The following is an 18,635-nucleotide window of genomic DNA, read 5'->3' on the forward strand; positions in this document are numbered from 1 at the left end:
AGGATAATGACACATGCGCATTCATATTTTAGGGATTTGTGGCACTTTTATGGGCGGCCTGGCCATGCTGGCGCGCGCGCTGGGACACGAGGTAACGGGCTCGGATGACAGCGTTTATCCGCCGATGAGCACGCTGCTTGAGAATCAAGGGATTGCGCTGATTGAAGGCTATGACGCAAGCCAGCTCGATCCCGCGCCGGATTTGGTCATCATCGGCAACGTGATGAAACGCGGCAACCCCTGTGTTGAAGCGGTACTGGAAAAGAACATTCCCTTTATGTCCGGCCCGCAATGGCTGCATGACTTTGTGCTGCGCGACCGCTGGGTTGTCGCCGTGGCCGGTACCCATGGCAAAACCACTACCGCCGGGATGGCGACGTGGATTCTGGAAGCCTGCGGCTACAAGCCGGGCTTTGTAATTGGCGGCGTACCGGGCAACTTCGATGTCTCCGCGCGGTTGGGCGATAGCCCGTTCTTTGTGATTGAAGCCGATGAGTATGATTGCGCCTTCTTCGACAAACGTTCCAAGTTTGTGCACTACTGCCCGCGCACGCTGGTGCTCAATAACCTCGAATTTGACCACGCGGATATCTTCGACGACCTGAAAGCGATTCAGAAGCAGTTCCACCACCTGGTACGTATCGTGCCGGGACAGGGCAAAATCATCTGGCCGGAAAACGACATTAACCTGAAACAGACGATGGCGATGGGCTGCTGGAGCGAACAGGAGCTGGTAGGCGAGCAGGGGCACTGGCAGGCAAAAAAACGCACCACCGACGCTTCAAGCTGGGAAGTGTGGCTGGATAATGTCTGCGTTGGTGAGGTGAACTGGGGTCTGGTGGGCGAACACAATATGCATAACGGCCTGATGGCGATTGCCGCCGCCCGTCATGTTGGCGTCGCCCCGAAAGATGCTGCCGATGCGCTGGGGTCGTTTATTAATGCGCGCCGCCGTCTCGAGCTGCGCGGTGAAGCCCAAGGCGTGAGCGTGTATGACGATTTTGCTCACCACCCAACGGCGATTCTGGCGACCCTTGCCGCCCTGCGCGGTAAAGTGGGCGGTACGGCGAAGATTATCGCCGTGCTGGAGCCGCGCTCGAACACCATGAAAATGGGTATCTGCAAAGACGATCTGGCCCCGTCCCTGGGGCGTGCCGACGAAGTCTATCTGCTGCAGCCGCCGCATATTCCCTGGCAGGTAGCGGAAGTGGCGGATGCCTGCGTGCAGCCGGCCTTCTGGAGCGCGGATGTCGATACGCTGGCGGAGATGATTGTCAAAAGCGCCCAGCCCGGCGATTACATTCTGGTGATGAGCAACGGCGGTTTCGGCGGTATTCATCAGAAGCTGCTTGATGGACTGGCGAAAAAAGCACAGCTGGCCGCTGAAAACGCCTGATAACGCACTAATAAAAAAACCGCGACCGAAAGCCCGGCGCGGTTTTTTTTTCGCTCCTCTCCAGCAGGAGAGGGAAAACGCAGACGATTATTGCTCGCTGGCTTCAGCCAGCTCACGCAGATACTGGAAGATCAAACGCGCGGTTTTTGGCGGTTTGTTGCCTTCTTTCTCTTTCTTCGCATTGCGAATCAGCGAACGCAGCTGTTGGCGGTCGGCTTCCGGCCACAGTTTCAGCACGTCCGGTACGGCATCATCACCCTCTTCAATCAGGCGATCGCGTAGCGCTTCCAGTTTATGGAAAAAGGCGACCTGCTGATTGTGACGGTTTTTCAGCTTATCCAGCGCCTGGCGAATCGGATCGACATCGCGCTGACGCAGCATTTTCCCGATCAGCTGCAGCTGGCGGCGGCGGCCCTCTTTCTTAATACGCTGCGCTAATTCAATGGCGTCGCGGAGATCCTGGTCGAGCGGGAGTTTATCCAGCGCGTTTTTACCAAGATCGACCATCTCCGCGCCAAGATGCTTTAACTCTTCCGCATCGCGCTTAATTTCACTCTTACTGACCCAGATGATTTCATCATCTTCGTCTTCAATATCATCACCGGGCACGTCGTCGAGCCAGTCGTCGGGCTGCTTTGTCATCTCAGGCTCCTTAAAAAAGAGGCTAATGTTACCAGTTAAGGCGCGCACTGAAAAACGGTTCTCTGTTAGACTTCAAAGAATCTCTCCTTTAATTATGGCATTGGCAATGAAAGTCATCACACAAGTTGCACAACAACGCAAAACGCTGGAAGAGGCGGTATCCCTGGCGCTGGAATTAGCCTCCGGCAAATCAGACGGCGCGGAAGTGGCCGTCAGCAAAACCACCGGGATCGGCGTCAGTACCCGCTACGGCGAAGTAGAGAATGTCGAATTTAACAGCGACGGCGCGCTTGGCATCACGGTTTATCATCAGAACCGCAAAGGCAGCGCATCGTCGACGGATCTCAGCCCGGAGGCGATTTCCCGCACCGTGCAGGCGGCGCTGGATATTGCACGTTACACCTCGCCGGATCCGTTCGCAGGCGTCGCGGAAAAAGAGCTGCTGGCCTTCGAAGCACCCGATCTGGATCTGTTCCACCCGGCGGAAGTTACCCCCGACGAAGCCATCGAATGGGCCGCGCGTGCGGAACAGGCGGCGCTGAAAGCGGATAAACGTATCAATAATACCGAAGGCGGCAGCTTCAACAGCCATTACGGTATTAAAGTGTTTGGTAACAGCCACGGTATGCTGCAAAGCTACTGCTCCACCCGTCATTCGATGTCGAGCTGTGTGATTGCCGAAGCGAATGGCGATATGGAGCGCGATTACGCTTACACCATCAGCCGCGATATTCATGATTTGCAAACGCCGGAGTGGGTGGGCGAAGAGTGCGCGCGCCGCACCCTGTCGCGCCTGTCGCCGCGCAAGCTGTCGACGATGAAAGCGCCGGTGATTTTCAGCAATGAAGTGGCGACCGGGCTGTTTGGTCACCTGGTGGGGGCGATTGCCGGTGGTGCCGTCTACCGTAAATCCACCTTCCTGCTGGATTATCTTGGCAAGCAGATCCTGCCGGAGTGGCTGACGATTGAAGAGCATCCGCATCTGGCGAAAGGGCTGGCCTCGTCGCCGTTCGACAGCGAAGGGGTGCGTACCGAGCGCCGTGACATCGTCAAAGATGGCGTACTGATGCAGTGGCTGCTGACCAACTACTCCGCGCGTAAACTGGGACTGAAAAGCACCGGTCACGCAGGCGGTATCCACAACTGGCGCATCGGCGGGCGCGGTTTGAGTTTCGAACAGATGCTGAAAGAGATGGGCACCGGGCTTGTGGTGACCGAACTGATGGGGCAGGGCGTGAGCGGCATTACCGGCGATTATTCGCGCGGTGCGTCCGGTTTCTGGGTGGAAAACGGTGAAATTCAGTATCCGGTGAGCGAAATTACCATTGCAGGAAATCTGAAAGATATGTGGCGTAATATTGTTACCGTTGGTGACGATATCGAACACCGCAGTAATATTCAGTGTGGTTCAGTGTTACTCCCGGAGATGAAAATCGCCGGACAATAACTCCGTGGCGCACAGTGCTGCGCCTTAAGCGTGAATAATAAAAAAGGAAGTGAGCAATGCGTAAAAACCTGTTAGCGATCCTGGCTGTCTCATCGCTGTTTCTCGGATCGTCGGTGTTCGCCGCCGATCTCGAAGATGATATGGATACTCTGAATAGCAATCTTAAAGTGGTGCAGAAAACCAGTGACGCGGGCGAGATGAAAGATGCCTTAGCCAAAATGCGTAGCGCTGCGCTCGACGCGCAAAAAGCCACACCGCCAAAGCTTGAAAACAAAGGGGCGGACAGCGCGGAGATGAAAGATTATCGTCACGGCTTTGATATTCTGGTCGGGCAGATCGACGGCGCAATGAAGCTGGCGAACGAAGGTAAGGTGAAAGAGGCGCAAGACGCCGCCAAAGGCTTCGTTGACACTCGCAACACCTATCACAAAAAATACCGTTAAGCGGGTATAGCCCGGACGAAGCGGGGCCAGCGCCCCGCTTTTTTACGCTGGCAGCTATGCCCAGAAATACCGTTTATGGCCTCTTCGCTGCGCAACCTGAGCAGCAATAAGCAAACCTTATCCACTTCACACTTTTCCCCTTTGATCCGCTATTTCATTGTGCTTTCGCGCCGCCAATTTCCGCGGCTTTTGCGCAAACTTGTGACTCCGATACAGTGAAAAATCCCCGACTTGCCCGTTTCTGTGGTGCAGATCACTAATGCCTGCTCTGTTTCCACTTCGAAGTGGAAAACTCCTCGCTACAAACTCTCAACCCGCGGCGTTAGTGTGATTCTGAAGCCATTAACGGGGTACGACGAGTGAATAACGGAGCGGTAATGAACGACGCGGAGCAGGTCCGGCAAACGGCAACCCTCGCTGAACGCATGCTGGCGCAGGTGTATGCCCTGCTTAGCGATCAAAACATCACGCCGAATGCGGTGCAGCAGCAGATGCTGACCTCTCATGTCCGCGCAATGGCGCACCGGTCGGTGACCGGCGAGCCGCTGCCAGAAGTGGACGCCAGCTTGTTTGATGAAATCTCGGCGGATTCAATGGAGCTCGCCCGCGACGTCGTGGCGGCATTCGGCAATCTTCCAGAAGAAGAGGCCTGGCTGCTGTCAGTGCACTTCGAAGTGGCGAAAGATAACCTTTAAGGAGCGAAAAATGGAACAAATTACCGTAGTAATCGGCGATCGTCTGGGAAAAGGTCAGAAAGTAGCGGCTGGTGTGGAAAAAGCGGGCGGCCGTGCGGTTGTCGTGCCGGGCGTCGCGGCGGATATGAAGTTGGGTGACGTGATGAAAACCGAAAACGCCACCTTCGGCATCTCTTTTTGCGGCAGTGGCGGCGCGGGTGCCATCACCGCACAGAATAAATACGGCTATAAAGCCAAATACGGCATGCGCTCCGTCGAAGAGGGCGTGACCGCCATCAATGAAGGCTGCAACGTGCTGGGCTTTGGCTTTATGGATAAAGAAGAGTTAGGCGAGCGCCTGGTGCAGGCGTGGCAGAAAAAATACGGCGCATAACTATGAAAGAACAATTCACCACCACGGTCAGGGTAAGCGGCAAGGGCGATACGAAATCGCGCGCCTTCGCCGATGCGCTGAACCATGTTCAGGCCGCGGTGATGAAAGCGTCGCCGCACATTTTACTGCGTATTGAGCCACAGGACGTGCAGGTTGTTCAGGCGCAGGAAACGACGCGCAAAGAGGCTTTTTTGTTTCTCTTTCTGCGTCGTGTACGACGCGCGTACAGCGTGGAGCTGGACGTTACCGTCAACGTGACCGCCATTAATCTCGATAAAGTGGATTTCGTCACGACATAACTCAACGCATACCCCGTGCGTTTTTGCACAGGGTAGAAGAGGGCAGACTGATGTTCTTAATCATACTAATAAAATCGCTCATTATCGGCGGCCTGGTGGGCGTCGGCGTGGGCGCAGGGGCTGCACGCATGTTCCATGCGCCGACCACTCAAGGGATGGGCGCGTTTCGTACACTGGGCGAACTGAACTCCTGCGAAGGGGATCCGGCATCGCACTTCTCCTTTGGCCTGGGGTTCTTCTTTAACGCCTGGGCCTCATCCGTCGCAGCGGGTTCTTTTACCCAGGACGTCGATCACCGCATTATTCCCAACTGGGGCGCGGCGGCATTGATGGTGAAAAACCGCAACGTCGGCGAAACCCTGCATGACCCGAAAAAGATGGCTATCGCCTGCGGACTAATCGGCATGGTGGTCGTCACCTTCCTCAACCTGACGGCCTCTTCCGTACCGGCGGCCTTGCAGGTGACGGCGGTGAAAGTGCTGGTCCCGGCGGCTAACCTGCTGGTTAACACCGTGATGCCGGTGATCTTCTGGCTGGCGGCGATTGATGCGGGCAAAAAATCCGGTTTCTGGGCCACGGTTTTCGGTGGCGCAGCGCAGCTGATCATGGGTAACGCCGTTCCCGGTCTGGTGCTGGGCATTCTGATCGGTAAAGGGGTGGAAGAGAGCGGCTGGAATCGCGTCACCAAAGTGATGATGACCGCCATTGTTGCGCTGTTTGTCCTGAGCGCCTTCTTCCGCGGCTTCGATCTGAAAATGATCGCCTCCTTCAATCTGAGCGCGCCGAACTGGCTCGAACTCATCCACAACTCGCTCAGCGGCAAGTAAGGAACCGAGATGGAACAGAATAAAGGCTTTTGGTATGCCGACTGGTCATTCCCGATCTTCGTTGGCCTGCTCTCCTCCGGCGTCTTCGCCGGGACGCATATGTACTATCTGTACGGCATCGGCGCGTTTAACGAAGTGGCGTTTGTCTCGATGCTGCGCGCCGGGATGGATACCGGTGTTTACGGCGCGGTCGCCGCGTTTGGCGCAAGCTTCCTCTTTGCGCGCATTATCGAAGGATCGCTGGTCGGTATTCTCGACATCGGCGGCGCGATCCAGACCGGTGTCGGGCTGGGCGTTCCGGCGCTGCTGCTGGGCGCGGGATTTGTCTTCCCGGTGGCGAACTTTATCGCCTCGCTGGCAACCGGCCTGATTATCGGCGTGGCGATTGGCTACCTGATTATCCTGGCGCGTAAGTTCACCATCAACCAAAGCGACTCGACCTATGGCGCGGATGTGATGATGGGCGCGGGTAACGCCTCCGGTCGTTTCCTGGGTCCGCTGATTATCCTCAGCGCAATGACCGCGTCGATTCCGATTGGCGTCGGTTCGCTGGTTGGCGCGCTGCTGTTCTACCTGTGGCAGAAACCGATCACCGGCGGCGCTATCCTGGGTGCGATGCTGTTGGGCTCCCTTTTCCCGATAGCCCTCTGATACACACGGGCGCTGCGGCGCCCGTCACTCCTGGAGAGATGTATGTTTGATTTACTCCTGCGCCGGGCGCGTCTGGTTGACGATACGGTGACGGATATCGCCATCGCGGCGGGCAAAATTGTCGCCCTCGGCGAGATTACCGACCCGGCGGCGAAAACCGTGGATCTGCACGGCGAACATTACGTGAGCGCCGGATGGATCGACTCCCATGTGCACTGTTACCCCAATTCACCCATTTATCATGACCAACCAGACAGCGTCGGCATCCAAACGGGCGTCACCACGGTGATTGATGCCGGAAGCACCGGCGCGGACGACATTGATGACTTTTACGCCATTACCCGTCAGGCAACGACGGAAGTTTACGCTCTGCTGAATATCTCCCGCGTCGGGCTGATTGCGCAAAACGAGCTGGCGAAGATGGACAATATCGACACCGCAGCCGTGCGCGAGGCGGTGAAGCGTCACCCGGATTTTATCGTCGGCCTGAAAGCGCGGATGAGCAGCAGCGTGGTCGGCGACAACGGCATTGCGCCGCTGCAACGCGCCAAAGAGATTCAGCAACAGAACGGCGATTTGCCGCTGATGGTACATATTGGTAATAACCCGCCCAATCTCGACGAGATTGCCGAGCTGCTGACCTCCGGCGACATCATTACCCACTGCTATAACGGCAAGCCGAACCGCATTTTAACCCCCGAGGGCGAGCTGCGCGCAGCGGTGACGCGCGCTATTTCACGCGGCGTGCGCCTCGATGTGGGCCACGGCAGCGCCAGTTTCAGCTTTGCGGTGGCAAAACAGGCGCTGGCGCGGGGGATTTTGCCCCACACCATCAGCTCCGATATCTACTGCCGCAACCGCATTAATGGGCCGGTGCGCTCGCTGGCGAAGGTGATGTCCAAATTCCTCGCCATCGGCATGTCGCTGCCGCAGGTGATCGCCTGCGTGACGGATCGCGCAGCCGAGGGGCTGCGGCTACAGCAAAAAGGGCGTCTCGCCGTGGGCTACGACGCCGATCTGACGATTTTCGATCTTCGACGCCAGCCGGTGCTGTTCACCGATGCGGAAGATGAGACGTTACAGGCTGACCAGATCCTCGTGCCCCTTGCCGCCATTCGCGCCGGTAAGGGCTATCTGACCGAACAAGGGAGTGCAGAACATGCCTTCGATTTATGAAAAGTACCAGCTTAAACAAGTGATTAACGCCTCCGGGCGCATGACCGCCCTTGGCGTTTCCACACCGCGCCCGGAAGTGGTGGACGCCGTCCTCAGCGGCATGAATCACTACTTTGAAATGAAAGATCTGGTGAATAAAACCGGTGCTTATATTGCCCAACTGCTGGACGTAGAAGGCGCAACGGTGGTGTCGTGCGCGTCGGCGGGGATCGCCCAGTCGGTCGCAGCGGTGCTGGTGCGCGACAGCGACTGGCTGCTGGAAAACCTGCATAGCACACCGATTGAGAACAATGAGATTGTGCTGCCGCGCGGGCACAACGTGAACTTTGGCGCACCGGTGTCGACGATGGTGGCGCTGGGCGGCGGCAAAATGGTGGAAGCGGGCTACGCCAATGAATGTTCTGCCGAACAACTGGCGGCAGCCATTTCACCGCGTACGGCGGCGATCCTGTTTATCAAATCCCATCATTGCGTACAGAAAAGCATGCTCAGCGTAGAGCAGGCGGCAGTTGTCGCGCGCAAACATAATCTGCCGCTGATTGTTGATGCGGCGGCGGAAGAGGATCTGCAGTGCTACTACCGCGCCGGTGCCGACCTGGTTATCTACAGCGGCGCGAAGGCGATTGAGGGGCCAACCAGCGGTCTGGTAATCGGCAAAACCCAATATGTTGAGTGGGTAAAGCGCCAGACGGCGGGCATTGGCCGCGCGATGAAGGTGGGCAAAGAGGGCATTCTCGGCCTGACCTGCGCCATTGAGCACTACTTAAGCGCGACGAAAGAGAGCGGGGCGGAGATGGTCGCCAAAATGACGCCGTTTATCGACCAGCTCAATACGTTAAATGGCGTAACCGCCCGCGTGGTGTGGGATAGCGCCGGGCGCGATATTGCGCGCAGCGAGATCAAGTTTGATGAAGCGACGACTGGTGTAGCCACCGGTGAGTTGGTCAGCCGACTCAAGCAGGGCGAATACGCTATCTATTTTCGCGGTTACAAAGCCAATGAAGGGATTATCGAAGCCGATGTGCGCAGCGTCAGCGCTGAGCAGCTGGAGATTATCTACCGCCGTATCGGCGAAGAGTTGAATAAGGGAGCTCATGCATGAAACTGACGCCAAATTTTTACCGCGATCGCGTCTGCCTGAACGTGCTGGCAGGCAGCAAAGAGAACGCCAGCGCTATTTATGAAACCGCCGAAGGCCATGTGCTGGTGGGCGTTTTATCAAAAAACTACCCGGATGTGGCGAGCGCGGTGGCGGATATGCGCGATTACGCGGCGCGCATTGATAACGCCCTCTCCGTTGGCCTCGGCGCAGGGGATCCTAACCAGTCGGCGATGGTCAGCGCCATTTCCCGCGAGGTACAGCCGCAGCACGTTAACCAGGTCTTTACCGGCGTGGCAACCAGCCGCGCGCTGCTCGGCCAGAACGACACGGTGGTGAACGGTCTGGTGTCGCCAACCGGCACGCCGGGCCTGGTGAAAATCTCCACCGGGCCGCTGAGCAGCCAGGCGGCGGACGGCATTGTGCCGGTGGAAACGGCCATTGCGCTGCTGAAAGATATGGGCGGCAGCTCGATTAAATACTTCCCGATGGGCGGGCTGGCGTGCCGCGAAGAGTTTACTGCGGTTGCGCAGGCCTGCGCGAAGCATGATTTCTGGCTGGAGCCGACGGGCGGCATCGATCTGGATAACTTCAGTGAGATCTTGCAGATCGCCCTTGATGCGGGCGTCAGCAAAATCATTCCGCACATCTACAGCTCAATTATTGATAAGGCGAGCGGCGACACGCGCCCGGCGGATGTTCGCCAGCTGCTGGCGATGACTAAAGCGTTAGTACAGTAAAAGTCCTTCCCTCCCGTCTGTGGGAGGGAAACCCTCTTCTCTACGCGTAAGGAGTCACCATGCTTACCGCTCGTTCTCTGCTTGCCGCTTCCCTCTCTTTACTGGCGACCAGCGCCATGGCGCAAACGCAGTATGCCTGGGTCGGCACCTACAATCCCAACGGGGAAGGGCTGTACCGTTTTACCGTTGATGCGCAATCCGGCGCGTTAAAGGATAAAACCCTCGTCAGCCCGCTAGCGAATGCCGCACAGCTGACCGCTGCGCGGGATGGCAAAACCCTTTATCTCGCCAGCGAAGTGGAAAAGGGCACGGTGCAGGCGCTGCGGATTAACGTTAACGGTGAACTGAGCGTACTGAATCAGGTCGCTTCCGGCGGGGCCGGGCCGGTGTATCTCTCTTTGACGCCCAACGGCCACTTTTTACTGGTGGCGAATTACATCAGCGGATCGATTGCCGTGCTGCCGGTGAAAGAGGACGGCAGTTTGGGCGAGGCGGTCGATACGCACCAGCATCAGGGCGATGCGGGGGCGGCAAAACCGCAGGCGGCGGTGGAAGGCAGCTTTGCCATTAGCGATCACAACGGCCCGCACGCCCATATGATCGCCGCCGATCCGAGCGGGAAATTCGTCTTTTCTACCGATCTGGGGTTGGATCGTATTTATCAGTATCAATTGGACAGCAAAACGGGCCGGTTGACGCCCAACGATCCGCCCTTTATCGACGCCTCTTCAAAAGGGGCGGGGCCGCGCCATTTTGTCTTTACGCCGCAGGGCGATGGCCTGTGGCTAATTAATGAAGAAGCCTCAACGCTCACCTATTACCGGCTGGATAAAGCCCGCGGCACGTTACAGGCGGGCCAAACCTTTTCGGCCCTGCCAAAAGAGTATAAGGGCACCAGCTTTGCCGCCGGTCTGGTGCTAAGCCGCGACGGCAAACAGCTGTATGTCGCCAATCGGTTGCATAACAGCATCGCGCACTTTACGGTGAAAGGGGATGGCTCACTCATTCACCAGAATGATGTATGGACACGCGGCGATTATCCGCGCACGCTGACCCTTTCCGCGAATGGCCGCTGGCTGTATGTGATGAATCAGCGCAGCGATAACATCACCCGTTTTCATGTTACTGACGGGGGTAAACTGCGTTTTGAGCCGGATTACACGCCGGTGGGTAGCCCATCCCAAATGGTTATTTCTTCTCACCCTTAAGCCTGGAGAGAGATGTGCGATTCCCGAACCAACGTTTAGCGCAGCTGTTTATGATGCTGCAAAACGAGACGCTACCGCAGGATGAGCTGGCGCAACGCTTGTCGGTCTCGACGCGTACCGTTCGGGCCGATATCACCGCGCTTAACGCTCTGCTGCTGCATCATGGGGCGCAGTTTATTTTGATCCGCGGCAGCGGTTATCAGCTGAAAATCGACGATGCCGCGCGTTATCAGAACTTACAGGCGGCGCGCCCGCGCGCGTTGCGTATTCCGCGCAGTGGGTCGGAGCGTGTGCACTATCTGGTGGTGCGTTTTCTCACCTCTGCTTTTTCGCTGAAGCTTGAAGATCTGGCGGATGAGTGGTTCGTCAGCCGTGCGACGCTGCAAAATGATATGACCGAGGTGCGCGAGTGGTTTTCCCGCTATCGCCTGACGCTGGAAACCCGGCCGCGCCACGGTATGAAACTGTTTGGCAGCGAAATGGCCCTGCGCGCATGCCTGACGGACCTGTTATGGGAGCTGGCGCAGCAGAACGCAGAGAACCCGCTGATCACCGAAGAGGCGCTCAATCCGGGCGTGCCGGAGGCGCTGGCCGCCATCCTGCACGACTGCTTTAATCGCCATCACATTCGCCTGACGGATGAAGGCGATCTGTTTATTCGCCTCTATTGCGCGGTGGCGGTGCGGCGCATCAGCGAGGGCTATCCGCTGTCGGAATTCAGCGCCGAAGATGGCGATGAGAGCGTGCGTGATGCGGCGCGGGATATCACCGCCGCCCTGCAGCAACTGGCGGGAAAACCGCTGGCGGCGGCGGAAGAGCACTGGCTGCGGGTGCATATCGCCGGGCGGCGCGTACAGGAAATTGCCCCCAGCGCCATTAGCGCCGATGATGACGAAACGCTGGTCAATTACATCCTCGGCTACATCAATAGTCACTATAACTACAACCTGCAAAACGACGAGCAGCTGCATGCGGACCTGCTCACGCATATCAAAACCATGATCACCCGCGTGCGCTACCAAATCATGATCCCCAATCCGTTGCTGGATAATATTAAGCAGCACTATCCGATGGCGTGGGATATGACGCTGGCGGCGGTCTCAAGCTGGGGCAAATATACGCCGTATGTGATAAGCGAAAACGAGATTGGTTTTTTAGTGCTGCATATCGGCGTCGGTCTGGAGCGCCATTACAACATTGGCTATCAGCGCCAGCCGCGGGTGCTGCTGGTGTGCGATGCCGGGAACGCAATGGCGCGGATGATTGAAGCAGTGCTGGCGCGCAAATATCCGCAGATCGTGGTGACGCGCACCGTTACCCTGCGCGATTACGAACAATGCGCCGATATTGCGGAAGATTTTGTTATCTCCACCGCCCGCGTGAGCGAAAAGGATAAACCGATCGTCACCATTGCGCCGTTCCCCAGTGAGTACCAGCTTGAGCAGATTGGCAAACTGGTGCTGGTGGACAGAACGCGCCCGTGGATGCTGGAGAAGTATTTCGATGCCGCCCATTTTTGCATTATTGACGGCGCGGTGGATCAACAGACGCTGTTCAAATCCCTGTGCCAGCAGTTGCAGAGCGAGGGCTATGTCGACGCGGAGTTTCTTGATTCGGTGGTCGAGCGTGAAGCGATTGTTAGCACCCTGCTCGGTGAGGGAATCGCTCTGCCGCATGCGCTGGGGCTGCTGGCGAAAAAAACGGTGGTTTACACCGTGCTGGCTCCGCAGGGGATTGCGTGGGGGGATGAAACCGCCAACGTTATTTTTCTGCTGGCGATCAGCAAGAGCGAATATGAAGAGGCGATGGCGATCTACGATATTTTCGTCACCTTCCTGCGCGAGCGGGTTACGGCGCGGCTGTGCGCCTGCGCCGACTTCGCCACCTTTAAAAGTGTGGCGATGGAATCCCTGAGCCGATTTTAATTTTCACATCCTGCGTACGGGAGAAACCCTGCGGCAAAAGGGCAGCTAGGGGGAATTTTTCGTAGGTCGGGCTTGCTGCGTCAACACCTTCCTATCGTTACGGTTTACCTCTTTTCGTCTCTCCCTGGGGGAGCCCGCAGTGGAATTTTGCGAGCCGCTATCCAAATTACCCTGTAATTCAAATGTAATGCTATATTGCATTACACATCGTATTTTACTGGAGGCATAATGGCGACGCTTAATGTTCGGTTGGATGACAAACTTAAAGAGGAGGCGTATAGCGTGCTGCAAAAACTCGATATCACCCCCACGGAAGCCGTTCGGCTACTGTTTCAGTATGTCGCGGAGAACGGGCGTATGCCGCTTAAAACCGTCACCGTGAGCGACGATGAAGAAGCGCTACTGCGCATTGTGAGAGAGCGGCTGGCGAACCCGCAAAAAGGTATCAGGGTTAAGCTGGATGACTTATGAACTGGAGTTTGATCCGCGCGCATACCGGGAATGGAACAAGCTGGACGCCACGATCAAAGCCCAGTTCAAAAAGAAGCTGCGTAACGTTTTGCGCAATCCGCAGCCGGACAACGCCCGGCTTCGTCATTTTCCGGACTGCTATAAGATTAAGCTCCGGGCATCCGGATATCGTTTGATCTACCAGGTAAGAGACAAGGTGGTGACGGTGTTTGTCGTTGCCATTGGCAAACGTGAAAAAGCCGCTGTTTACCGTGAAACCGGCAAGCGGCTGGAGTGGTTTTTAGCGCAAGTGATGCACGACCTGGTTACTGCTGCCGCGCCAGATAAGCATCGGATCTTTTAGATCCTGGATAAATTTACCGTCGATCAGCACATTAATCAGCGCAACCACTTCCCGCTGGGCATCGTTCAGTTCATCCATTTTATAGCCGGTCCATACCCAGATATCTTTCCCGGGGCACTCGGCGCGAATACGGGTGACCAGCCTTAAAATATCCGCCACGTTTTGCGGGTGCAGCGGATCGCCGCCGGAGAGGGAAATACCCTGGCGTTTGATACGCGTGTCGTTGAGATCGGCGATGATGCGCGCTTCCATCTCAGGGGTAAACGGCTCGCCGGAATTCAGCCGCCAGGTGCTTTTGTTATAGCAGCCGGGGCATTCGTGGACGCAGCCGGAGACGAAGAGGGTGCAGCGGGTGCCGGGGCCGTTCACGATGTCGACAGGATAATACTGGTGATATCTCATCTTTCCTTCTTATCCGCTTATCAATTGAAGCCATAACGGCGTGAGCTACGCGTGTGCACCCGGGTCATTTTCCTCTGCGCATTTGGCGCTGTAGCCGCGTTGGCCGCTCTCGTTCACCCGGGTCACTTACTAGAGTAAGCTCCCCGGGATTTACTCGTTTGCCGCCTTGCTACAACACCAACTGCTGTGAGGAAAAGTGCCCGATGGCATTGTAGCGATTAAAAACATGCCCCTGCGGGCATGTTCACTGGCGGATAGATCGCAGACAAATATACTAATTTTCGGTTTACCGATTTACCCAATCTGCCCGTTGCCGAGGTGTTTTACGCGGCGTTTTACTTCTTCCTGCTTGCCGGCGTTGAACGGGCGCGCGTCGGGGCTGCCGAGATAGCCGCAGACGCGGCGGGTAACGGAGACGCGCGAGGCGTCGTGATTACCGCATTTCGGACAGGTGAAGCCTTTGCTGGTGCATTCGAACTCGCCGGTGAAACCGCATTCGTAACACTCATCGATCGGCGTGTTGGTGCCGTAATAGGGCACATGCTGGTAGCTGTAATCCCACACATCTTCGAGGGCGCGCAGGTTGTGTTGAATATTCGGGTACTCGCCGTAGCAGATAAAGCCACCGCTGGCTAACGGCGGGTACGGCGCTTCAAAATCGATTTTGTCGTACGGATTGACCTTCTTCTCCACGTCGAGGTGGAAACTGTTGGTGTAATAACCTTTATCGGTTACGCCTTCCACGACGCCAAACTCAGCGGTATCGATGCGGCAGAAGCGATCGCACAGGTTTTCGCTCGGCGTACTGTAAAGGCTAAAACCGTAGCCGGTCTCTTCTTTCCACTGCTCAACCGCCTGGCGCAGACGCTCAACAATCGCCACACCTTTCGCCCGCAGCGCTTCGCTGTCATAAATATGCTTATTGCCCGACAGCGCATTAATCGTCTCGTGAATACCGATATAACCCAGCGAAATAGAGGCGCGACCGTTTTTAAAGATTGGCGCGATATCGTCGTCCGCTTTCAGGCGCACGCCGCAGGCCCCTTCCATATAGAGAATCGGCGCAACGCGCGCTTTCACGCCTTCCAGCCGGGCAATACGGGTCATCAGCGCTTTACGCGCCAGCTGCAGACGGCTATCCAGCAGCGTCCAGAACGCGGCTTCATCCCCTTTCGCTTCCAGCGCAATACGCGGCAGGTTAAGGCTGATCACGCCGAGGTTATTACGCCCGTCGTGGATCATCTCCCCGTTCTCTTCATACACGCCGAGGAAGCTGCGACAGCCCATCGGGGTTTTAAACGAACCGGTGACTTTCACTACCTGATCGTAATTGAGGATATCGGGATACATACGCTTGCTTGCGCACTCCAGCGCCAGCTGTTTGATGTCGTAGTTCGGATCGTCCGCCTTGTGGTTTAGACCGTCGCGAATCGCAAATACAAGTTTCGGGAACACGGCGGTTTTGCGGTTTTTGCCCAGCCCGGCAATGCGGTTACGCAGAATAGACTGCTGGATCAAACGGGATTCCCAGCTGGTGCCCAGTCCGAAGCCGAAGGTCACAAACGGGGTTTGGCCGTTAGCGGTATGCAGGGTGTTAACTTCATATTCCAGCGACTGGAAGGCGTCGTAACACTCTTTCTCGGTGCGGCTGCGCGCATAGCCTTCGGCATCCGCGATATCCCATTCAACGGCGACTTTACGGTGTTTATCGAAGCTTGCCGCGACAAACGGTGCCAGCACTTCATCGATACGGTTAATAGTGGTGCCGCCATAAATATGGCTGGCGACCTGGGCGATAATCTGCGCGGTTACCGCGGTGGCGGTGGAGATCGATTTTGGCGGTTCAATCTCGGCATTACCCATCTTAAAGCCGTGGGTCAGCATGCCTTTCAGATCGATAAGCATGCAGTTGAACATCGGGAAGAAGGGCGAATAGTCCAGATCGTGGTAGTGGATCTCGCCGCGTTCATGGGCCAGAACCACATCGCGTGGCAGCAGATGCTGGCGCGCATAGTGCTTGGCGACAATCCCCGCCAGCAAATCACGCTGGGTCGGGATCACTTTACTGTCTTTGTTGGCGTTCTCGTTAAGCAGCGCCGAGTTGGTCTGCTCAACCAGCCCGCGAATATCCTGATTCAGACGGCCGCGTTTCTCACGAGCGATATCGCGATCGTGGCGATACTCAATGTAGGCGCGTGCCAGCTGTTTATAGGGGCCTGCCATCAGTTGGTTTTCAACGGCGGTCTGAATTTCGCTGATATCAACCTGCGATCGGCCCTGCATCTGACTACGAATCACGTCCGCGACGGTGGCGCAATAGTCGGCGTCATCGACTTCCGCTGCTTTAGCTGCACGCAAAATGGCTTCTTGAATGCGCTCTGAGTTAAACGGCACTTTACAGCCGTCTCGTTTCATCACATGCGGTGTCATTATTACTCCATTTACAAAACAGGTTATCCACAAGGTAAGGACGCACCGACTGGCGGATTATTCATTATTAAAACCAATAAGTTCGTCCTGTTTTGGCCCGTGTTATTCACAGCGCGCATCGCTTTTCGGGCGCTCGATTTGAATGAATAATAGACGTTAAATACAACATATTGGGCCGAGGTGCATTCTAGTTTCTATATATAGTGATTTGCATCAAACATGTTTGCGATTTTATTGACTCAGAACAAAGTAAAAAGCGGACAGCGCAGAGGGTGGGCATTCGCACGCAATGTAAATTTTTCCGTTCTCTTTTCGGTTGAAAAATAAACAAAAACAGCAGGATTAACCTGCTGTCTTAAGGTGTAAAAAGCAACAAATCAGGCTTGATGCCACCAGATGGCTTCGAAGGGGCGCAGCGTCATTTCGCAAGGGGCAGACGACACTTCCGCATAGTTGCTGATAACCGGCTGCCAGTCGCCGGGCTGCGCTTGCGGCTGCCACGTCTGACACTGATTGCTGAGGTTGGCGATAACCAACAGCGTTTGCCCCTGCCACTGACGGCGGTAGCACCACAGATGCGGGTTTTCCGGCAGCAGATCGGCATAATCCCCCCAGGTCAGCAGCGGCAGATCTTTGCGCAGGCGGATCAGCGTCTGGTAGGTATAAAACACCGAATCACTGTCGCTAAGGGCGTTTTCAGCGTTGATCTCGCGATAGTTATCGCACAGGCCGATCCACGGCTCGCCGGTGGTGAAACCGGCATTTTTGCGCGCCGTCCACTGCATCGGCGTGCGCCCGTTATCCCGGGATTTACTGGCGAGGATCGCCAGTAACGCCTCCGGTTCGTCTCCGGCGGCGCGGCGTTCGGCAAACATATTGTGGCTTTCCACGTCGCGATAATCGGTAATACGCGCAAAGTGAGGGTTAGTCATGCCGATCTCTTCGCCCTGATAAATATAGGGCGTGCCCTGCATACCGTGCAGCACCATCGCCAGCATTTTTGCCGCGGGCACCCGCAGCGCGCCTTCATCACCGAAGCGCGACACAATGCGCGGCTGATCGTGGTTACACCAAAATAGCGCGTTCCATGCGACGTTATGCATCCCTTGCTGCCAGTGACGGAACAGCGCCTTTAACGCCACAAAATCAGGTTTTGCCAGCGTCCATTTTTCGCCGTTGGGATAGTCGACTTTAAGATGGTGGAAGTTAAAGGTCATCGACAATTCACTGCCGTCGAGGGCGCCATAGCGCTGGCAATGTTCAAGGCTGGTGGAGGACATTTCCCCAACCGTCATCAGATTGCGCGGGTGAAAGACCTCACGGCTCATCTCCTGCAAAAATTCATGGGCGCGGGGGCCATCCGTATAAAAGCGTCGACCATCGCCAAATTCATCGTCGGAGAAATCCTGCTGTTTAGAGATTAAATTCACCACATCGAGGCGCAAACCGTCGACGCCGCGATCGGCCCAAAAGGCGCACACTTTTTTAATCTCTTCGCGTACCGCCGGGTTTTCCCAGTTAAGATCCGCCTGCTCCGGCGCAAAAAGGTGCAGATAATACTGTTCGCTCTGGCTATGCCAGCGCCACGCGCTGCCGCCAAATTTGGAACGCCAGTTCGTGGGCGGCGTTTGAGGATCGCCATCGCGCCAGATATAGAACGCGCGGTAGGGGCTTTGAGGATCCTGCGCCGCCTGAAACCAGGCATGTTGCGTGGACGTATGGTTAAACACCATATCCAGCACCAGGCGGATACCTCGCTGGTGCGCCTGGGCGACCAGTTCGTCAAAGTCCTCCAGCGTGCCGTAGAGCGGGTCGATAGCGGTGTAATGGGCGACGTCGTAGCCGTTATCAACCTGCGGAGAGATATAAAACGGCGTCAGCCAAATCGCGTCAACGCCGAGGGTTTGCAAGTAGTCGAGGCGCGCAATCACCCCGCGCAGATCGCCGGTGCCGTTGCCGGTGGTGTCCTGAAAACTTTTTGGGTAGATCTGGTAGATAACGCCGTGCTGCCACCAGTGGGGAAGGGTAGTCATAATGATTTCCTGCAAAAAAGAAGGGGCGCAAACGC

The 18,635-nt window shown here is 56.4% G+C and carries 18 protein-coding genes and 1 pseudogene; 15 read left to right on the forward strand and 4 right to left on the reverse strand.

All coding sequences use genetic code 11. The annotated features are described in order from the left end of the window. Positions 1 to 13 precede the first annotated feature (13 nt). Positions 14 to 1,396: a UDP-N-acetylmuramate:L-alanyl-gamma-D-glutamyl-meso-diaminopimelate ligase gene (gene mpl / locus RW65_RS04930; RefSeq protein WP_039055554.1), complete on the forward strand. Its 1,383-nt coding sequence runs from the start codon at positions 14 to 16 to the stop codon at positions 1,394 to 1,396. Between the two features lie 87 nt (positions 1,397 to 1,483). Here mpl and yjgA read toward each other — a convergent pair whose 3' ends face one another. Next, positions 1,484 to 2,038, reverse strand: a complete 555-nt coding sequence (yjgA, locus tag RW65_RS04935; protein WP_039055555.1) for a ribosome biogenesis factor YjgA — start codon at positions 2,036 to 2,038, stop codon at positions 1,484 to 1,486. Positions 2,039 to 2,132: 94 nt separating this feature from the next. Here yjgA and pmbA point away from each other — a divergent pair, with 94 nt between their 5' ends. From pmbA to RW65_RS05005, 14 genes and pseudogenes are all read left to right on the forward strand, one after another. Next, the gene (gene pmbA / locus RW65_RS04940; RefSeq protein ID WP_039055556.1) at positions 2,133 to 3,485 is read left to right on the forward strand and encodes a metalloprotease PmbA; all 1,353 of its coding nucleotides are present in this window, start codon (positions 2,133 to 2,135) and stop codon (positions 3,483 to 3,485) included. Positions 3,486 to 3,541: 56 nt separating this feature from the next. Continuing rightward, positions 3,542 to 3,928 carry a cytochrome b562 gene (gene cybC / locus RW65_RS04945; protein ID WP_039055557.1) on the forward strand — a complete coding sequence of 129 codons (387 nt, stop codon included), beginning with the start codon at positions 3,542 to 3,544 and terminating at the stop codon, positions 3,926 to 3,928. A gap of 359 nt (positions 3,929 to 4,287) precedes the next feature. Further along, on the forward strand, positions 4,288 to 4,623 hold the full coding sequence (locus RW65_RS04950; RefSeq protein ID WP_082022407.1) for a glycine dehydrogenase: 336 nt from the start codon (positions 4,288 to 4,290) through the stop codon (positions 4,621 to 4,623). A 10-nt stretch (positions 4,624 to 4,633) separates the two neighbouring features. After that, complete coding sequence (locus RW65_RS04955) at positions 4,634 to 4,996, forward strand: SFCGS family glycine-rich protein (protein ID WP_039055560.1); 363 nt, start codon at positions 4,634 to 4,636, stop codon at positions 4,994 to 4,996. Positions 4,997 to 4,998: 2 nt separating this feature from the next. Further along, a complete protein-coding gene (locus RW65_RS04960; RefSeq protein WP_039055561.1) occupies positions 4,999 to 5,295 on the forward strand; it encodes a DUF4312 family protein in 297 nt (98 codons plus the stop codon). Between the two features lie 50 nt (positions 5,296 to 5,345). After that, positions 5,346 to 6,122: a DUF4311 domain-containing protein gene (locus RW65_RS04965; protein WP_039055562.1), complete on the forward strand. Its 777-nt coding sequence runs from the start codon at positions 5,346 to 5,348 to the stop codon at positions 6,120 to 6,122. Positions 6,123 to 6,131: 9 nt separating this feature from the next. Further along, positions 6,132 to 6,773, forward strand: a complete 642-nt coding sequence (locus RW65_RS04970) for a DUF4310 family protein (RefSeq protein ID WP_039055563.1) — start codon at positions 6,132 to 6,134, stop codon at positions 6,771 to 6,773. A 42-nt stretch (positions 6,774 to 6,815) separates the two neighbouring features. Continuing rightward, the gene (locus RW65_RS04975) at positions 6,816 to 7,949 is read left to right on the forward strand and encodes an amidohydrolase/deacetylase family metallohydrolase (protein ID WP_039055564.1); all 1,134 of its coding nucleotides are present in this window, start codon (positions 6,816 to 6,818) and stop codon (positions 7,947 to 7,949) included. Beyond that, a complete protein-coding gene (locus RW65_RS04980) occupies positions 7,933 to 9,051 on the forward strand; it encodes a DgaE family pyridoxal phosphate-dependent ammonia lyase (RefSeq protein WP_039055565.1) in 1,119 nt (372 codons plus the stop codon). Before RW65_RS04975 ends, RW65_RS04980 begins: the two co-directional genes overlap by 17 nt. After that, positions 9,048 to 9,788 (forward strand): 2-dehydro-3-deoxy-phosphogluconate aldolase, encoded by a 741-nt coding sequence (dagF, locus tag RW65_RS04985; RefSeq protein ID WP_039055566.1) that lies wholly within the window; start codon positions 9,048 to 9,050, stop codon positions 9,786 to 9,788. Before RW65_RS04980 ends, dagF begins: the two co-directional genes overlap by 4 nt. A 59-nt stretch (positions 9,789 to 9,847) precedes the next feature. After that, positions 9,848 to 10,996: a lactonase family protein gene (locus RW65_RS04990; RefSeq protein WP_039055567.1), complete on the forward strand. Its 1,149-nt coding sequence runs from the start codon at positions 9,848 to 9,850 to the stop codon at positions 10,994 to 10,996. 14 nt (positions 10,997 to 11,010) lie between these two features. Beyond that, positions 11,011 to 12,921 carry a BglG family transcription antiterminator gene (locus RW65_RS04995; RefSeq protein WP_039055568.1) on the forward strand — a complete coding sequence of 637 codons (1,911 nt, stop codon included), beginning with the start codon at positions 11,011 to 11,013 and terminating at the stop codon, positions 12,919 to 12,921. A 228-nt stretch (positions 12,922 to 13,149) separates the two neighbouring features. Further along, positions 13,150 to 13,392: a type II toxin-antitoxin system RelB/DinJ family antitoxin gene (locus RW65_RS05000; protein ID WP_039055569.1), complete on the forward strand. Its 243-nt coding sequence runs from the start codon at positions 13,150 to 13,152 to the stop codon at positions 13,390 to 13,392. Continuing rightward, positions 13,382 to 13,663: pseudogene (locus tag RW65_RS05005) on the forward strand (type II toxin-antitoxin system RelE family toxin); the annotation flags it as partial. The gene RW65_RS05000 and the pseudogene RW65_RS05005, both read left to right, overlap by 11 nt. A gap of 9 nt (positions 13,664 to 13,672) precedes the next feature. On the opposite strand, the gene nrdG reads toward RW65_RS05005, so the two are convergent. The 3 genes from nrdG to treC form a co-directional block, all read right to left on the reverse strand. Then, positions 13,673 to 14,137 (reverse strand): anaerobic ribonucleoside-triphosphate reductase-activating protein, encoded by a 465-nt coding sequence (nrdG, locus tag RW65_RS05010; protein ID WP_039055571.1) that lies wholly within the window; start codon positions 14,135 to 14,137, stop codon positions 13,673 to 13,675. A gap of 294 nt (positions 14,138 to 14,431) precedes the next feature. Further along, a complete protein-coding gene (gene nrdD, locus RW65_RS05015) occupies positions 14,432 to 16,567 on the reverse strand; it encodes an anaerobic ribonucleoside-triphosphate reductase (RefSeq protein WP_039055572.1) in 2,136 nt (711 codons plus the stop codon). Positions 16,568 to 16,944: 377 nt separating this feature from the next. Then, positions 16,945 to 18,600: an alpha,alpha-phosphotrehalase gene (gene treC, locus RW65_RS05020; RefSeq protein WP_039055575.1), complete on the reverse strand. Its 1,656-nt coding sequence runs from the start codon at positions 18,598 to 18,600 to the stop codon at positions 16,945 to 16,947. Between the last annotated feature and the right edge of the window lie 35 nt (positions 18,601 to 18,635).

Origin of the sequence: Enterobacter sp. Bisph1 (genome assembly GCF_000814905.1) — a bacterium.
Classification (GTDB): domain Bacteria; phylum Pseudomonadota; class Gammaproteobacteria; order Enterobacterales; family Enterobacteriaceae; genus Kosakonia.

What these genes read in the sequence shown, in the direction of transcription:
- nrdG (WP_039055571.1), bottom strand. Translation starts at nt 14,137, where the DNA reads ATGAGATATCACCAGTATTATCCTGTCGACATCGTGAACGGCCCCGGC.
- RW65_RS04975 (WP_039055564.1), top strand. Translation starts at nt 6,816, where the DNA reads ATGTTTGATTTACTCCTGCGCCGGGCGCGTCTGGTTGACGATACGGTG.
- RW65_RS04960 (WP_039055561.1), top strand. Translation starts at nt 4,999, where the DNA reads ATGAAAGAACAATTCACCACCACGGTCAGGGTAAGCGGCAAGGGCGAT.
- yjgA (WP_039055555.1), bottom strand. Translation starts at nt 2,038, where the DNA reads ATGACAAAGCAGCCCGACGACTGGCTCGACGACGTGCCCGGTGATGAT.
- treC (WP_039055575.1), bottom strand. Translation starts at nt 18,600, where the DNA reads ATGACTACCCTTCCCCACTGGTGGCAGCACGGCGTTATCTACCAGATC.
- RW65_RS04955 (WP_039055560.1), top strand. Translation starts at nt 4,634, where the DNA reads ATGGAACAAATTACCGTAGTAATCGGCGATCGTCTGGGAAAAGGTCAG.
- RW65_RS05000 (WP_039055569.1), top strand. Translation starts at nt 13,150, where the DNA reads ATGGCGACGCTTAATGTTCGGTTGGATGACAAACTTAAAGAGGAGGCG.
- pmbA (WP_039055556.1), top strand. Translation starts at nt 2,133, where the DNA reads ATGGCATTGGCAATGAAAGTCATCACACAAGTTGCACAACAACGCAAA.
- RW65_RS04980 (WP_039055565.1), top strand. Translation starts at nt 7,933, where the DNA reads ATGCCTTCGATTTATGAAAAGTACCAGCTTAAACAAGTGATTAACGCC.
- dagF (WP_039055566.1), top strand. Translation starts at nt 9,048, where the DNA reads ATGAAACTGACGCCAAATTTTTACCGCGATCGCGTCTGCCTGAACGTG.
- RW65_RS04990 (WP_039055567.1), top strand. Translation starts at nt 9,848, where the DNA reads ATGCTTACCGCTCGTTCTCTGCTTGCCGCTTCCCTCTCTTTACTGGCG.
- RW65_RS04965 (WP_039055562.1), top strand. Translation starts at nt 5,346, where the DNA reads ATGTTCTTAATCATACTAATAAAATCGCTCATTATCGGCGGCCTGGTG.
- cybC (WP_039055557.1), top strand. Translation starts at nt 3,542, where the DNA reads ATGCGTAAAAACCTGTTAGCGATCCTGGCTGTCTCATCGCTGTTTCTC.
- mpl (WP_039055554.1), top strand. Translation starts at nt 14, where the DNA reads ATGCGCATTCATATTTTAGGGATTTGTGGCACTTTTATGGGCGGCCTG.
- nrdD (WP_039055572.1), bottom strand. Translation starts at nt 16,567, where the DNA reads ATGACACCGCATGTGATGAAACGAGACGGCTGTAAAGTGCCGTTTAAC.
- RW65_RS04970 (WP_039055563.1), top strand. Translation starts at nt 6,132, where the DNA reads ATGGAACAGAATAAAGGCTTTTGGTATGCCGACTGGTCATTCCCGATC.